The organism is Actinomadura formosensis NBRC 14204 (assembly GCF_001552155.1).
GTDB classification, from domain to species: Bacteria; Actinomycetota; Actinomycetes; order Streptosporangiales; family Streptosporangiaceae; genus Spirillospora; species Spirillospora formosensis.
In genome coordinates this window covers 1-14,926 of record NZ_BCQQ01000151.1, presented here as the reverse complement: position 1 = coordinate 14,926, position 14,926 = coordinate 1, and the positions used below count along the sequence as shown (strand labels likewise).

Here is a 14,926-nt window from a genome sequence, read left to right as displayed (position 1 = left end):
AGGCCGACCCCGTCGGCGGCACCGTCCCGCCCGCCCTGGCCGCCCGCGCCGGGGGCGTCGCCCCGGACGCCGCCCCGGCCCGCTCGGCCGCGTTCCCCTCGTCCCGCCCCCGCCGCTCCCCCGGTAACGTCAGCCCCAGGATCACGGCGCAAACGATCATGACTCCAGCGATCTTGTGAAGGAGAGGCACGACACCCCCGCCGCTAGACCCGGACAGGACCAGGGGGACAGCCTACGACCCCCGGACGATCATGGACACCCATTGGCGTACCCGCGTGATCCCCGCCCACCACCCGCCCTCGCCCCCGCTTCCGCCAAATGTGGCTCAAGGAAGACCGCGGCGCCTGGCGCCGGGGGGAGCGGTCAGTGCGCGGCGTCCTGCCAGGTCCGGCCGGTGCCCATGGAGACGTTCAGGGGGACGCGCAGCTTGTAGGCGCCGGCCATCTGGGTGCTCACCAGGGTCTTCAGCGCGTCGAGTTCGCCGGGCGCCACTTCGAAGACGAGCTCGTCGTGGACCTGGAGGAGCATGCGGGAGGCGAGGCCGGCCTCGCGGAGGGCGCGGTCGACGTTGAGGCCGGCGACCTTGATGATGTCGGCGGCGGAGCCCTGGATGGGGGCGTTGAGGGCCATGCGCTCGGCCATTTCGCGGCGCTGGCGGTTGTCGGAGGTGAGGTCGGGCAGGTAGCGGCGGCGGCCGAGGATCGTCTGGGTGTAGCCGTCCTGGCGGGCCTTGGCGACGACGTCGCGGAGGTAGTCGCGGACGCCGCCGAACTGTTCGAAGTACTCCTCCATGAGGCCGCGCGCCTCGTCCGGGGAGATGCGCAGCTGCTGGGAGAGGCCGTAGGCGGACAGGCCGTAGGCGAGGCCGTAGTTCATGGCCTTGATGCGGGCGCGGAGTTCGGAGTCGATCTGCTCGGGCGGGAGCCCGAAGACGCGGGAGGCGGTGATGGTGTGGAAGTCGGCGCCGGAGCCGAACGCCTCCACGAGGGCCTCGTCCTCGGAGAGGTGCGCCATGATGCGCAGCTCGATCTGCGAGTAGTCGGCGGTGAGGAGGGACTCGTAGCCGTCGCCGACGACGAACGCCTCGCGGATCTGGCGGCCCTCCGCGGTGCGGATCGGGATGTTCTGCAGGTTCGGGTCGGTGGACGACAGCCGGCCGGTCGCGGCGATCATCTGGTTGAACGTGGTGTGGATGCGCCCGGCGTCGTCGGCCATCGGGATGAGGGAGTCGACGATGCTCTTGAGCTTGGCGACCTCGCGCCAGCGCAGGATGTGCTCCAGGACGGGGTGGCCGTCCTTTTCCAGCAGGGTCGTGAGGGCTTCGGAGTCGGTGGTGTAGCCCGTCTTGGTCCGCTTGGTCTTGGGCAGGTTCAGCTCGTCGAACAGGACCTGCTGCACCTGCTTGGGCGACCCCAGGTTGAAGTCGTGGCCGACGGCGTTGTGCGCCTGTTGCTCCTGGTCCTTGACCTGGCCGCCGAGGGACGCCGACAGGTGCGCGAGGTGGTCGGCGTCGACGGCGATGCCCGCGCGTTCCATGTCGGCCAGGACGCGGACGAGCGGCAGCTCCACCTCGTGCAGCAGGCGGGTGGCGCCGCGCTTCTCCAGGTCCCTGTCGAGGACGTCGGCCAGTTCGGTGACGGCGCGCGCGCGGACCGCGAGGGCCTCGGCCGCCTCCTCCTCGCCGGAGCCGTCCAGGGTGAGCTGCCCGGTGGCCTCGGTTTCGCTGCGCAGCTCACGCTGGAGGTAGCGCAGGACGAGGTCGGCGAGGTCGAACGTCCGCTGCCCGGGCAGCGCGAGGTACGCGGCGAGCGCGGTGTCGCTGGTGACGCCGGCCAGGGTCATGCCGCGCGCGGCGAGGGCCAGCATCGGGCCCTTGGCGTCGTGGACCGCCTTGGGGCGTCCCGGGTCGGCGAGGTAGGCGGCCAGGGCGCGCTCGTCGTCCTCGATCAGCTCGGCCGGGTCGAGGTGGACGGCCGGCCCCTTCTTGGACGCGAGGGCCAGCGCGGTGATCTCGCCGGTGCCGCGCCCCCAGGTGCCGGTGACCGCGATGCCGATCCGGTCGCCCGCATTGGCCTCCAGCCAGGCGCCGAGGGCGCCGGGCTCCAGCTCGTCCATCTCGACCTCGAAGCCCTCGTCGGCCTCGGGCTCGGCGGCGGACAGCGTCGCGTACAGCCGGTCGCGCAGGACGCGGAACTGCAGCGAGTCGAACAGGGTGTGGATCTCCTCGCGGTCCCACTGGCCCATCGTCAGCTGCGGCGGCGTCAGCTCCAGCCCGACCTCGGTGTCGAGCTTGTTGATCTGCTGGTTGCGCAGCACGCCGGCGAGGTGCTCGCGCAGGTTGTCGCCCGCCTTGCCCTTGATCTCCTCCACCCGGGCGACGAGCGTGTCGAGGTCGCCGTACTTGGTCAGCCACTTGGCGGCGGTCTTCGGGCCGACGCCGGGCACGCCGGGCAGGTTGTCGCTGCTCTCCCCCACCAGCGCGGCCAGCTCCCGGTAGCGCTCGGGCGGGACGCCGTACTTGGCCTCGACGGCGGCCGGGTCCATCCGGGCGAGCTCCGATACCCCGCGGACCGGGTACAGGATGGTGACGTGCTCGTTGACGAGCTGGAACGCGTCCCGGTCGCCGGAGACGACCAGGGTGTCCATCCCGGCCTCGGTGGCCTGGACCGACAGCGTGGCGATGATGTCGTCGGCCTCGAACCCGGCGACCGACAGCCGCGGGACGCGCAGCGCGTCCAGCACCTCGAAGATCAGGCTGACCTGGCTGCGGAACTCGTCCGGGGTCTTCTGCCGCCCCGCCTTGTACTCCACGTACTGCTCGTGCCGGAACGTCGGCTCCGAGCGGTCGAACGCCACGGCGATGTGGGTCGGCTGCTCGTCGCGCAGGACGTTGATGAGCATCGAGGTGAAGCCGTACACGGCGTTGGTCGGCTGCCCGTCGGTGGTGGAGAAGTTCTCCACGGGCAGCGCGAAGAACGCCCGGTAGGCCAGGGAATGCCCGTCGAGCAGAAGAAGCCGGTCACGCTTGTCAGGGGTCGCTGCTGTCGTCACCACACCAGGACTCTAGTCTGCGCGTACGACAGTTTTGTGGAGGCGATGTGACTGACACCGGCGGCATGAGCCCGCGGGAGGTGGCCGCGAAGATCAGCGCGGGTGAGGAGTTCGACGGGCACGGCGACCTGGCGCGGACGATGGGCGTCGAGTACCTGGAGGCGTCGGCCGAGCGGGTCGTGGGCCGGATGCCGGTCAAGGGCAACACCCAGCCGTACGGGCTGCTGCACGGCGGCGCGTCGTGCGTCCTCGCCGAGTCGCTCGGATCCGTCGGGGCCGCGCTGCACGCCGGCCGGGGCCGCATCGCCGTCGGGATCGAGATCAACGCCACCCACCACCGGTCCGCGACCGAGGGATACGTGACGGGCGTGGCGACCCGCACGCACGGGGGCCGCACCCTCGCCACCTACGACATCGTCATCTCCGACGAGGACGGCCGGCGGGTCTGCACCGCGCGGCTCACCTGCATGCTGCGGGACGCTCCCGCCACCTGACGAAAGCGTGATCGAAGCTTTCTTTGCGGCACGCCGCCCGGGGTCTGTAGCGTGGATCGACACGGCCCGGGATCACCGAGTAGACAACGTACGCGCCCGGGGAAGGTTCGTACGGCCCCAAAGGTGATCCCGGGTCACCTCATGTCCGGGGGCGCCTCCGTCCCGACACCGGCATAGACGGATGACCGGTTGCGGTCGCGGCGGGAAACACGCCGTCCCTTCCACCGCGTCCCGATCGGCCGTACGTTCCGGACCATGCGCCACCGTGACCCGCGCACCCGCCCGGCCGCCGCCGCCCTCTCCGGGGCCCTCGCCGCGATCCTCGCGCTCGCGGGCTGTTCCGGTTCCGGCCACGCCACGTCGCTCCCGACCTACAAGATCCCCGCCGAGAAGGCCCGCGAGGGCGAGTCGGTCCCCCGGGGCAAGACCGGGCGCAGCGCCGACATGAGCTTCACCGTCATCGGCTTCAGCGGCGCCATGACCGACGTCATGGGCACCCACGCCGCGATGGACGCCAAGGGCGCCTTCACCCGCGTCCGCGTCCTCGCCGTCAACACCGGACGCGACATCCAGGTCTTCGACACCTGGAAGCAGCGTCTCGTCACCACCGACGGCAGGACGTACTCCCCCGACGTCAACGCCACCATGATCAAACGGCAGCCCGAGCGGCTGTCCGTCGGATCGTCCATGCGCGTCGAGTTCGACCTCTGGTTCGACATACCGCGCGGCGCGAGGACCAAGGCGGTCCGGCTCTACGGGTCGCCCCCGGTCGGCGCCGCCACCGACCCGGCCCCGGCCGAGATCGCGCTGCCCTGACTTCCCGGGATTACCGTCCCGCATGTTACGGACATCCTCCAGCCCGGCTCTCCGCACACCGTAAATTGCCCCCCGCCCTCAACGTTCCAAAATTCAGTTACAAGATCATTGACTATGGCCAGATCGGTAGTTTACGTTGTCGGCATCCTCACCAGGAAAGGTGGCAGCCATGAAAACAGTCATCACTCGATGGACCGACAGGGCGGTGGCCAGATTCGTACCGCAGGCCGAAGCGTCCGCGGCATCATGCACCCGGATCAACACTTGCTGCTGTTCCTGCCAGGAATGGCGGGAGACCTGGCGCTGCTCCTCCGGAGGAACCTCCTGGCTGGTCCACAAGAACTACGGATGCGGCTCCTGCCGCTAATCCGATTTGCCGCTTCCGTCCGAAGACAGGGCCATGCATCCGGTCCTCATCGATGCGAACGTCTCAAGGTGATCGCAGTGCGACCCGTACCCCGGCCGCACTGCGATCGCCATTCGCGGCCGCCGCCGGAGGCACGGACCCCAGTTGAGCCGATAGCTCACGCGTCGTCATCGTCCCCCCGGGGAAGCCGAAGGAGTGTCCACGTGATCGATCCGTGTTCGCTGCGGCATCTCTCCGAGATCGGGCGATGACCATCAGAGCGAACGGCGGGAATGCAGATTTTCGCCATGGCGGCTTGAAAAGCACCCTGCTGAGCCTCTGCCGCGTCTTTTTGCGGCCTCGTTACGGGCGGGCGGCCATGACGGTGGTAACGGTGTCCGGCGACAGCATGGCACCGGCCCTTCATGACGGCGACCGCGTCCTCGTGAAACGCCTCCCCTGCCGGCATGTCCGGAACGGTGATGTCGTCGTGGTGGAGTCCCCGACCACGGTCGTTCAGGGGGAACTCGCCGAGCCGCACTGGTCCACGTCCCCTCCGCCCGGCCCGCCGGACCCGCCCGGCACCAGGAACTGGATCATCAAGAGGGTCTCCGCGACCGCCGGGGACGAGATGCCGTCCTGCGATCCGGGCCTCGCCGAGAAGCCGGCGGTGCCTCCCGGTCATCTCTTCGTTCTCGGTGACAATCCGGCCGCGAGCTTCGACTCCCGTCACTTCGGCCCGCTACCGGGAAGCCGTATGCTCGGGGTCGTCGTCCGCAAACTGCATCTCTGACTCGGCGGCATCCCGGTAACCGGAAGCCTGGAGCCCGAAGAGTTCCGCGTACCTGCCATCGAGCCTCATCAGCGCCTGGTGGTCACCGCGCTCCACCACTCTTCCCTCCGACAGCACCACGATGGCGTCCGCGTCCCGGACGGTGCTGAGCCGGTGGGAGATGAGCACACTCGTCCGGTCGGCACGGTGCCGGCGGATCGATGCGTGAATATCGTGCTCCGCTTCCGCGTCGAGTCCGGACGAGGGCTCGTCGAGGATCATGAAATCGCATCCGTCCCGGACGAAGGCCCGGGCGAGCGCCAGCCGCTGCCACTGCCCGCCGGAAAGCTCGACACCGTTCTCAAGGTCGCCCTTCTCCGACTCCATGAAGAACATTCGCGACAGCAGCGTCTGGTAACCGCGGGGCAGCCCGGCAAGTTTCGCGTGAATGCCGGCGCGTTCGGCGGCCCGCCGGATACGCTCCCCGTCGTCCAGGGCTTCGAGGTCACCGAGCGCGATGTTCTCCGCCGCGGTGAAGTCATAGTTCATGTAGTCCTGGAACACGACGCTGATTCGCCGCCGGAGATCGGCGACCTCCATGTCGCGCAGGTCGACACCGTCCCAATGGATCGATCCGCTGGTCGGATCGTAGAGCCTGCACAGCAGCTTCACCAGGGTCGATTTCCCGGCCCCGTTCAGCCCGACCAGGGCGACGGACGCGCCCGCGGGAATGAAGAGATCGACCCCCCGCAGCACCCAGGGGTGATCCGGCGAATAGCGGAACCATACGTCGCGCAACTCTATGCCGCGGCTCAACCGCGGCACGCGGTCCGGTCGCGGGGCCACCGGCAGGTCCGGCTCGGCGGTGGTCACGGCGACGAAATGCCGGAGCAGGAGCAGAGCCTCATGGGAGCGGGCGACGTCCCCGGCGAGCACGCCGAGCGCGCTCTGCACCCCGGCCACCCCGGTTATGAAGATCATCACATCGCCGGCGGCGATCCGGCCGTTCCCCGCCTCGCCGATGATCCACAGGAGGCCGAGGCCCGCCACGGCGGCGGCCAGAACGCCCAGTCCCGTCTGGACGAGCAGTTCCCGGCGGTCCACCGCGCGCTTGGCGGCGTTCGCCGTGCGCCGCTCCCCCAGCATGCGGTTCTTCAGGAACCCGCCGATGCCGAACAGCCGGATCTCCTTCGCGGCCTCAAGGCTGGTCAAGAGCTCGCTGTAGAAGATTTCGCGCCGCTCGGCCGGGCCGATCTCCCAGAGCATCCCAGCACGTTTACGAGACAGTACGAGCTCGGCGACCAGCGTCGGCACGCCGGCGGCCAGGACGAGAGCGGCCAGCATGGGGCTGATCACGGACAGGGACACGAGGAAACCGATAATGGTGATGGAAACCCTGGTGAGGCTCAGAATGCCGTCGACGACCTGGCTCGGCGCGATCCCCCCGGTCTGCTGCGCCAGCCGAAGATGATCCAGGAAGTGCGGATTCTCGAAACGCGCCAGCCCGGTAAAGCGCTCGACCGCCGAGAACAGCCGGTTCTGGACGAGGCATCCGACCGAACGATCCATTTCCGCACGGAGATACTGGGTCGTCTGGGGCGTCAACGTGATGACCAGCCCGGTCACGGCCATCCCGGCGGCGATGGCGGTCAGCCCGGTCATCGGAGCGTGTCCGGCCAGGCCGTCGACGACCATCTTGAGCAGCCATGCGTTCAGCACGGGAACCGCGCCGCCGACCAGGGCCATCGCCACGTAGAGGACGAACGGTCCCGGACTCGCCCGCGCGGCGAGCGAGAAGGCCAGCCGGGCACGGGAGATCATGGTGCGAAAGCCCGTGGCCCGCATGTCAGCTGATCCCGACCTGCGCGGTTTCCACCACCAGCCGGTCATGATGGTCCCGGGTGACCGTCAGCATGGCCGGAAAAGCGCTGGTCCCGAACGCTTTGCTCACGGGCCCGTCGTACCTCTCGACGATGACCCGGGCGGCCGGGTTCAGTTCGTCGACGAACTCGCCGGCCTCATCGTGGTCGTCGACGATGACGGCCAGAACCTGCCCGCGGCCGCCCGGCCGCATCCGGCTCAGCTCCAGGAAACGCGGAATCTTCTCCTTGCACGACTCGCAGCTCGGCGAGAAGAAGCCCACCATCGTCTTGTCGGAGATCTCCGCTCGGCTCAGTTCCTCACCGTCCACCGTGCGGGCGTTGAAGTCGCCCACCGCGTCCCCCGCGGCGATCATGGCCGGAGCGCCGGGCAGAGGATTGCCGGCGAGCATCTCCGCGTGCACCCGGAGCCGTCTGATGACCCCGTACAGCAGGATCAGATTGAGGCAGCAGAGGAGCCCCACCAACACGGTCGCGGCGATGAGGAACGCCATGGATTCTCCCTTCGGTGCGCACAGTGGGTTCGCCGGTGAGCACTAGCGAGTCCGCGGCGGCAGCCGGAACAGCTCCACCAGGTCGTCCGACATGATGATGACCGCGCTCATGAGCAGCCCGGCGCACACCGAGATCACGACGCCGCCCGCGGCCGGCCGGTGCAGGGCGGGGGTCAGCGTGATCCCGGTCGCGGCGATGACGATGATGACCAGATTGCGGACAAGATGGTGAACGCCCGGCGGGGTCTTCGACGAGCCGAAACACCGGCAGCCGGCGATCCCCTTCTTCCGTACCGCCGGGATGATGGCGAACGTGAACGCCAGCACGATTCCCAGCGCGGCGACGCATCCGCTTCGCACGGCCGTTCCGCTGGGCATGGCGATCAGCACGAAAACGCCGCCCTCGACACATAACACAAGGACGGCGGTCGCCCGATGGGAGAAGGCCGGAAAGGGTGAGAGCTCAGCCACCGAAGCCTCAAAAGCCGTGAACGCCGCTCGCCCGCTGACCTTGCTCGCGAAGGAGACCAGGAAGATGGCCGCGAGAAAGCACCGGACGCCTATCGCCAGATATTGCATCAACCACTCTCCGACTGGACGAGCCCCGGGAGCAGGGGCCGGTGAGGGACACCCCTCACAATCATCGAACCGTTGGTGATCAGCACGGCATTGGGCAATGACAGTACCAGTTAGAAGCTGATTCAACCAGCTTGACTTTTGCGCGGCGGGCATCAACGCCTCATTTCATCCGGCCAGGGCGCCATATCCCGCGGCTGCCTGACGGTAGGCGAAGGCCAGGCCGGAACACGGTGGCAATGCGCGATCGAGGGCGCGTCCCCGGCAAAAGGCGCGCCCGCCGGGCCCGGACGAGTCCGGACCCGGCGGGCGCGCTCGGGAAAGGGCGTTACCGCGAGGTGCCCTCACCGCCTCCGCCTGCCTGACCGCCGTCCCCGGCCTCGGGTTCGGCCTCGGGTTCGGCCTTGGGTTCGGGTTCGGCGTCCGGCGCCGCCCCGCCGCCCAGGTAGGCGGCGCGGACCTGCGGGTCGTCCAGCAGCTCGCCCGCCGGCGCCGACTTCACCACCCGGCCCGTCTCCAGGACGTACGCGCGGTTCGCGATCTGCAGCGCCTGCTGGGCGTTCTGCTCCACCAGCAGCACCGTGGTGCCGCGCCGGTTGATCTCCTCGATGATCGAGAAGATCTGCTGGACCAGCATCGGCGCGAGGCCCATCGACGGCTCGTCGAGCAGCAGGACCTTCGGCTTGGCCATCAGCGCCCGCCCGATCGCGAGCATCTGCTGCTCGCCGCCGGACATCGTGCCGCCCGTCTGCGACCTGCGCTCGGCCAGCCGCGGGAACAGCTCGTACGCCTCCGCCAGCTCCTTGGACACATCGTCCCTGCGGGCGTACGCGCCCATCAGGAGGTTCTCCTCCACGGTCATGCCGGGGAAGATCCCGCGTCCTTCCGGCGCCTGCCCGATCCCGGCCGACACCCGCCTGTGGCCCGGCATCCTGCTGATGTCCCGGCCGTCGAAGCGGATCGCGCCGGACGTCAGGTTCCGCAGCCCGGAGATCGTCTTCAGCGTGGTCGTCTTCCCGGCGCCGTTCGCGCCGATCAGCGTCACGATCTCGCCCTGGTCCACCGACACCGTGATGCCCTTGAGCGCCGCGATCTTTCCGTAGTGGACGTGGATGTCCTCGATCTCAAGAAGCATCGGCCGGAGCCCCCAGATACGCCTCGATCACCCGCGGGTCGTTCTGCACCTCGGCCGGCAGGCCGTCGGCGATCTTCTGCCCGAAGTCCAGCACCGCGACCCGGTCGCTGATCCCCATCACCAGGCTCATGTCGTGCTCGATGAGCAGGACCGTCACCCCGGTGTCGCGGATCCTGCGGATCAGGTCCTGCAGCGCGACCTTCTCCGCCGGGTTCATGCCCGCCGCCGGCTCGTCCAGCAGCAGCAGCTTCGGTTCCGTGGCCAGCGCCCGCGCGATCTCCAGCCGCCGCTGGTCGCCGTACGGCAGGTTCTTCGCGGCCTCCTCGGCCCGGTGCGCGACCCCCACCAGCTCCAGCAGCTCGCGGGCCCGCTCCCGGCCCCGGCGCTCCTCGCGCCGGTGCCACGGCAGGCCGAGCGCCGCGCCGGCGAGGCCCGTGCGGTGGTGCGCGTCCGTGCCGACCAGGACGTTCTCCAGCGCGGTCATGTTGTGGAACAGCCGCACATTCTGGAACGTGCGGGCGATGCCCAGCTTCGTCACGACATAGCGCTTCTTGCCGTCGATGCGCTTGCCGTCGAACACGACCGCGCCCTCGGTCGGCCGGTAGACACCGGTGGTCACGTTGAACACCGTCGTCTTCCCGGCGCCGTTCGGGCCTATCAGGGCGAAGATCTCCCCCTCGCGGATGGTGATCTGCACCTTGTTGAGCGCCACGACGCCGCCGAACCGCATCACGACGTCGCGCAGCTCCAGGACCGGCTTGCGCTCGTCCGTCCCGCTCACTTGCCCACCTCCGCGGCCTCGGACTGACCCGGCCCGGCGACCTCGGCACCCATGCTGCCCATGCCGCCGGTGCCCTCCGCCAGTTCGGCCTTGCGCCGCCGCGACGGCCACAGCCCCTCCGGACGGAAGATCATCATCACCACCAGCGCACCACCGAAGATCAGCATCCGGTAGTCGTCCAGGAACCGGAACCGCTCCGGCAGCCAGGCCACCACGAACGCGCCCAGGATCGCGCCCGGGATGTTCCCCGAGCCGCCCAGCACCACCGCCGCCAGGATCAGCGCCGACACGAGGAAGTCGAAGTTCGCCGGCAGGATCGAGGTCTGCTTCGCGGCGAACACCACGCCGCCGCTGCCGCCGATCGCCGCGCCGATCGCGAACGCGGCCAGCTTGAACCGGAACGTCGGGACGCCCATCAGCTCGGCGGCGTCCTCGTCCTCGCGGATCGACGCCCACGCCCGGCCGACCCGGGACGCGTCCAGCCGCCGCACGAAGACGATCGCGAGGATGATGAACACGAGCAGCAGGTAGTAGTACGGCCGCGAGTCCAGCAGCCCGTACTTCAGCGGCTGCACGCCGAGGATCTCGAACTCCGAGAGCGTCGGCGGGTGCGGGATGCCCTGCACACCGCGCGGGCCGTTGACGAACGAGCTGTTGTTCGCCGTCCGCTTGACGATCTCACCGAAGCCGAGCGTCACGATCGCCAGGTAGTCGCCGCGCAGCCGCAGCGTCGGCGCGCCCAGGATGACGCCCGCCAGCGCCGAGAACAGGATCGCGAGGACGAGCGTCTCCCAGAAGCTCCAGTGGTACCGCACCGCGAAGATCGCGATGGTGTAGCCGCCGACCGCGTAGAAGGCGACATAGCCGAGGTCCAGGAGGCCCGCCATGCCGACGACGACGTTCAGGCCGAGTGCCAGCAGCACGTAGATGGCGATCTGGTCGCTGAGCATCGACGGCCAGTTGGCGCCGCTCGGCGCCATGAAGCTGCCGATCGACTCGCTCGGCAGGAAGACCGCGCCGACGATGAGCAGCGTGTAGACGATCCAGCGCTGCCATCCGGGGGCGCCGGCCCACCAGTGGCGCAGCGGGTCGAGGGACGGGCCGGAACCGAACCGGCCGCCGTTGCCGTTCTTCGTGAGGTTCATGCGCGCGCCTGCTGGAGAGACTCACCGAGGATGCCGGTGGGACGGAACATCAGGACCAGGATCAGCACGGTGAACGCGACCACGTCCCGCCACGGCGAGCCGAACAGGCTCGAACCGTACATCTCCAGCAGCCCCAGCGTGAACCCGCCGGCCAGGGCGCCGCGGATGTTGCCGATCCCGCCGAGGACCGCCGCCGTGAACGCCTTGATGCCGAGCAGGAAGCCGACGAAGTAGTTCGTCTGCTCGAAACGCAGGATGTACAGGGCCGCCGCGACGCCCGCCATGACGCCGCCGACCACGAACGTCACCGACACGACGCGGTCGATGTTGACGCCCATCAGCACGGCCGTTTCCGGGTCCTGCGCCGTGGAGCGGATGCCGCGGCCGAGCTTCGTCCGGTTCACGAACTGGTCGAGCGCGATCATCATGAGCACCGCACCGACGAAGACGATCAGTTTGTCGTTGCTGATCTGGATCGGCCCGAAGTCCACCACGTCCGTGAGCTTCTTGAAGTGCTCGTCGACGGGGAGCTTCCCGCCCTCCTTCGAAGTCCCGAACACGCGGTGCACGACCACCGTCGCGAACAGCTGCTGGATGAAGATCGACGCCCCGATGGCCGAGATCAACGCGGCCAGCCTGGACGCGCCCCTCTTCCGGAGCGGCCGGTAGGCCGTCACCTCAAGGAGCATCGCACCCCCGCCGGCGACCGCACCGGCCACCACGGCGGTCAGCACCACCACCCCCACCAGCGCGAAACCGCCGACGGCGGAGACGCCCAGCGAGCGGACCGTCCACAGGGCCGCGAAGGTGCCGACCATGAAGATGTCGGCATGCGCGAAGTTGATCAGCCTCAGCACGCCGTAGACCATCGTGTAGCCGAGCGCCAGCAACGCGTAGATCGCGCCCAGCGCCAGCCCGTCGATGGTCGACGGCCAGAATTGATTGATGAAGTCGTCGAGCACCTTTGGTCGCCTTAGTCAGAGAAGGAGCGGGAGCGCTGTAACGCTCCCGCTCCCGCGCCATCAGGGGATCTCGTCGGGGCGTTGGTGACGCCTACGAGACCTTCGCTTCGTTGCTGTTGCCGAGAAGCGGCAGCTTGTTGCCCTCGACCTGGTAGATGAAGATGTCCTGGGTGGCGAGCTCACCGTTGTCGGCGAACTTGATCTGCTTGCCGACGCCCGGGGCGGCGATGGTCTTGAGGAACTCGTTGATCTCCTCGGGCTTGGTCTTGCCCGCCTTGACGGCCTCGATGAACGCCGTCGCCGCGTCGAAGCCCTCGGTCGAGTAGATGGCGACCTCGGAGTTGAACTTCGCCTTGTAGTCGTCGGCGAACTTCTTGGCCTTCGGGTTCGTCTTGCCCTCGGGGTCGATGAGGCAGCCGCAGCTGATCAGCGTGCCCTGGGCGTTCTGCTGGCCGGTGCCCTCGATCAGGCCGGTGGCGAGCGAGCCGTCGCCCGACATCATCTTGCCCTTGTAGCCGCCCTCGCGCAGCTGCTTGAACAGCCGACCCGCGACCGAGTAGTAGCCGCCGAAGTACACCACGTCCGGCTTGAACTGGTTGACCTTGTTGACCGTGGAGGAGTAGTCGGTGCCCTTGTCGTCGACCGCGTCGTTCTGGGTCTGGGCGCCCTTCTCCTTCACCGCCTTCTCGATGGCGTCCGCGAGGCCCTTGCCGTAGTCCTGGTTGTCCGACACCAGGAAGACCTTCTTGGCCTTCGCCGAGTTCATCACGAAGTTCGCCACGCCGGCGCTCTGCGCCGCGTCGTCGGCCACCACGCGGTGCCAGTACTTCCAGCCCTTGTCACCCAGCGTGATGTTCGTCGCCGACGGCGACACGCTCGGGATCTTGGCCTCCTCCAGGATCGGGCCGACGCTCTGCGACTCGCCCGAGAACGCCGGGCCGATCAGGCCGGCGATCTTGTCGTTCTTGACCGCGCCCAGCGCCAGCGAGGTCGCCTGCTCCGGCTTGCCCTGGCTGTCGTAGGTCTTGAACTTGATCTTGACCTTGGGGTTCGTGGCGTTGTACTGCTCGATGGCCAGCAGCGCGCCCTGCTTGGGCGGGATCACCAGGCCGGAGTCCGTGCCGGTCAGGTCGCCCATGAACCCGATCGTGACCTCGTTGCCGTTGCCACCGGAGTCGCTATCGTCGCCACCACAGGCCACGGCGCTGAGCGCGAGCGCCGCGCTCACCGCCACCGCGCCGGTGATCCTCATCTTGTTGCGCCGCAAGGTGCCCAACCTTTCCATCCGGATCCGGGAGGGGATCGGGTACGAGATATGCCCCGGCGCCGGCTCCGGGCAAGGAAACCGGTCAGTCGGGGATCAGCTATGTCGTACACCGTAAGCCCGCCCCAGAACAGGACCCCCGGATCGAAGGGTTACTCGTTCGTTACTCCCCCGTGCCTAACCGATACCCGCCGTTGCCTGGGACGATTACACAGAGTAGTTATCCGTGGTCAGTCCGGGACCGCCGATTGGACCTTGACAGGGCAACCGGAGGAGGTGCCGGTCGTCAGCCCGCGGCGGGCTCGTCCCGGCCGCCCGCGGCGCCCGCGACGACGGCCTCCGCGACCGCGCGCATCGTCAGCCGGCGGTCCATCGAGGTCTTCTGGATCCACCGGAACGCCTCGGGCTCGGACCACCCGTGGGCCTCCTGCAGCAGCCCTTTCGCGCGGTCCACGACCTTGCGGGTCTCCAGCCGCTCCTGCAGCCCGGCGACCTCCGCCTCCAGCGCCCGCAGCTCGGTGTAGCGGCTCACCGCCATCTCGATGGCGGGCGCGAGGTCGGTCTTGGAGAACGGCTTGACGAGGTAGGCCATCGCGCCCGCGTCCGTCGCCCGCTGGACGAGCTCGCGCTGGGAGAACGCGGTGAGGATCACGACCGGGGCGATCCGCTCCGCCGAGATCCGCTCGGCGGCCGAGATCCCGTCCAGCACCGGCATCTTGACATCGAGGATCACCAGGTCGGGCTTCAGCTCACCGGCCAGCCGCACGGCGGTCTCGCCGTCCCCCGCCTCTCCGACGACCTCGTAGCCGTCCTCCTGAAGCATCTCCTTCAGGTCCAGCCGGATCAGGGCCTCATCTTCCGCGATCACAACTCGCCGAGCACTCTCCACGCGCACGAGCCTATCGAAACCCGCTACCCTGGTCCTGGCCGCCCCTCACCAGGGCGACTAACCGGACATAAAAGCATATGTCCATAAAAATGCCGGGATGGTGGAACGGTAGACACGAATCCCTCAAAAGGATTTGTCCGAAAGGGCGTGCGGGTTCGAATCCCGCTCCCGGTACACAAGACTCTCGTCCGCGGCAACGTCCGCCGGGAGCCGGTCACCGCGCGGGGTGCGTGTCGCGCGGGTGACCGGCGGAGTGGGCGGCCGGTGCCGGGCGGCGTCAATGCTGGATGGCGATGACGTCGCCGATGCTGTGGACGCGGA

Annotated in this window: 13 protein-coding genes and 1 tRNA gene; 4 read left to right on the top strand and 10 right to left on the bottom strand. The window is 68.7% G+C overall.

The window, feature by feature from the left end:
- Positions 1 to 363: 363 nt before the first annotated feature.
- Positions 364 to 3,054, bottom strand: a complete 2,691-nt coding sequence (gene polA / locus AF1_RS28400; RefSeq protein ID WP_067806061.1) for a DNA polymerase I — start codon at positions 3,052 to 3,054, stop codon at positions 364 to 366.
- 62 nt (positions 3,055 to 3,116) lie between these two features.
- Between polA and AF1_RS28395 the strand changes: the two genes are divergently transcribed.
- The 3 genes from AF1_RS28395 (at position 3,117) to AF1_RS28385 (ending at position 5,500) form a co-directional block, all read left to right on the top strand.
- A complete protein-coding gene (locus tag AF1_RS28395; protein ID WP_067806072.1) occupies positions 3,117 to 3,545 on the top strand; it encodes a PaaI family thioesterase in 429 nt (142 codons plus the stop codon).
- Between the two features lie 255 nt (positions 3,546 to 3,800).
- Positions 3,801 to 4,361, top strand: a complete 561-nt coding sequence (locus AF1_RS28390) for a DUF4352 domain-containing protein (RefSeq protein WP_067806071.1) — start codon at positions 3,801 to 3,803, stop codon at positions 4,359 to 4,361.
- 614 nt (positions 4,362 to 4,975) lie between these two features.
- The gene (locus AF1_RS28385) at positions 4,976 to 5,500 is read left to right on the top strand and encodes a S26 family signal peptidase (RefSeq protein ID WP_084263428.1); all 525 of its coding nucleotides are present in this window, start codon (positions 4,976 to 4,978) and stop codon (positions 5,498 to 5,500) included.
- Here AF1_RS28385 and AF1_RS28380 read toward each other — a convergent pair.
- The 9 genes from AF1_RS28380 to AF1_RS28340 all read right to left on the bottom strand — a co-directional run bounded on the left by AF1_RS28380 (position 5,450) and on the right by AF1_RS28340 (position 14,611).
- Positions 5,450 to 7,324, bottom strand: a complete 1,875-nt coding sequence (locus AF1_RS28380; RefSeq protein WP_067806053.1) for an ABC transporter ATP-binding protein — start codon at positions 7,322 to 7,324, stop codon at positions 5,450 to 5,452. The genes AF1_RS28385 and AF1_RS28380 overlap by 51 nt on opposite strands.
- Position 7,325: 1 nt before the next feature.
- A complete protein-coding gene (locus AF1_RS28375; RefSeq protein ID WP_067806050.1) occupies positions 7,326 to 7,853 on the bottom strand; it encodes a TlpA family protein disulfide reductase in 528 nt (175 codons plus the stop codon).
- A gap of 42 nt (positions 7,854 to 7,895) precedes the next feature.
- Positions 7,896 to 8,432: a MauE/DoxX family redox-associated membrane protein gene (locus AF1_RS34895; protein ID WP_131732475.1), complete on the bottom strand. Its 537-nt coding sequence runs from the start codon at positions 8,430 to 8,432 to the stop codon at positions 7,896 to 7,898.
- A 325-nt stretch (positions 8,433 to 8,757) separates the two neighbouring features.
- A complete protein-coding gene (locus AF1_RS28365) occupies positions 8,758 to 9,564 on the bottom strand; it encodes an ABC transporter ATP-binding protein (RefSeq protein ID WP_084263425.1) in 807 nt (268 codons plus the stop codon).
- Entirely contained in the window at positions 9,554 to 10,345 is a 792-nt protein-coding gene (locus tag AF1_RS28360) for an ABC transporter ATP-binding protein (protein WP_433231609.1), read from the bottom strand. Before AF1_RS28360 ends, AF1_RS28365 begins: the two co-directional genes overlap by 11 nt.
- Positions 10,342 to 11,490, bottom strand: coding sequence for a branched-chain amino acid ABC transporter permease (locus AF1_RS28355; protein ID WP_067806043.1), 1,149 nt, complete (start codon positions 11,488 to 11,490; stop codon positions 10,342 to 10,344). Before AF1_RS28355 ends, AF1_RS28360 begins: the two co-directional genes overlap by 4 nt.
- Positions 11,487 to 12,452: a branched-chain amino acid ABC transporter permease gene (locus AF1_RS28350; protein ID WP_067806040.1), complete on the bottom strand. Its 966-nt coding sequence runs from the start codon at positions 12,450 to 12,452 to the stop codon at positions 11,487 to 11,489. Before AF1_RS28350 ends, AF1_RS28355 begins: the two co-directional genes overlap by 4 nt.
- A 91-nt stretch (positions 12,453 to 12,543) precedes the next feature.
- Positions 12,544 to 13,719, bottom strand: coding sequence for a branched-chain amino acid ABC transporter substrate-binding protein (locus AF1_RS28345; RefSeq protein WP_207393983.1), 1,176 nt, complete (start codon positions 13,717 to 13,719; stop codon positions 12,544 to 12,546).
- A 283-nt stretch (positions 13,720 to 14,002) separates the two neighbouring features.
- Positions 14,003 to 14,611, bottom strand: coding sequence for an ANTAR domain-containing response regulator (locus tag AF1_RS28340; protein WP_255218847.1), 609 nt, complete (start codon positions 14,609 to 14,611; stop codon positions 14,003 to 14,005).
- 85 nt (positions 14,612 to 14,696) lie between these two features.
- Between AF1_RS28340 and AF1_RS28335 the strand changes: the two genes are divergently transcribed.
- Positions 14,697 to 14,779: transfer RNA gene (locus tag AF1_RS28335), tRNA-Leu, on the top strand.
- Positions 14,780 to 14,926: the final 147 nt, after the last annotated feature.

What these genes read in the sequence shown, in the direction of transcription:
- AF1_RS28375 (WP_067806050.1), bottom strand. Translation starts at nt 7,853, where the DNA reads ATGGCGTTCCTCATCGCCGCGACCGTGTTGGTGGGGCTCCTCTGCTGC.
- AF1_RS34895 (WP_131732475.1), bottom strand. Translation starts at nt 8,432, where the DNA reads ATGCAATATCTGGCGATAGGCGTCCGGTGCTTTCTCGCGGCCATCTTC.
- AF1_RS28365 (WP_084263425.1), bottom strand. Translation starts at nt 9,564, where the DNA reads ATGCTTCTTGAGATCGAGGACATCCACGTCCACTACGGAAAGATCGCG.
- AF1_RS28395 (WP_067806072.1), top strand. Translation starts at nt 3,117, where the DNA reads ATGAGCCCGCGGGAGGTGGCCGCGAAGATCAGCGCGGGTGAGGAGTTC.
- AF1_RS28390 (WP_067806071.1), top strand. Translation starts at nt 3,801, where the DNA reads ATGCGCCACCGTGACCCGCGCACCCGCCCGGCCGCCGCCGCCCTCTCC.
- AF1_RS28385 (WP_084263428.1), top strand. Translation starts at nt 4,976, where the DNA reads ATGACCATCAGAGCGAACGGCGGGAATGCAGATTTTCGCCATGGCGGC.
- AF1_RS28355 (WP_067806043.1), bottom strand. Translation starts at nt 11,490, where the DNA reads ATGAACCTCACGAAGAACGGCAACGGCGGCCGGTTCGGTTCCGGCCCG.
- AF1_RS28380 (WP_067806053.1), bottom strand. Translation starts at nt 7,324, where the DNA reads ATGCGGGCCACGGGCTTTCGCACCATGATCTCCCGTGCCCGGCTGGCC.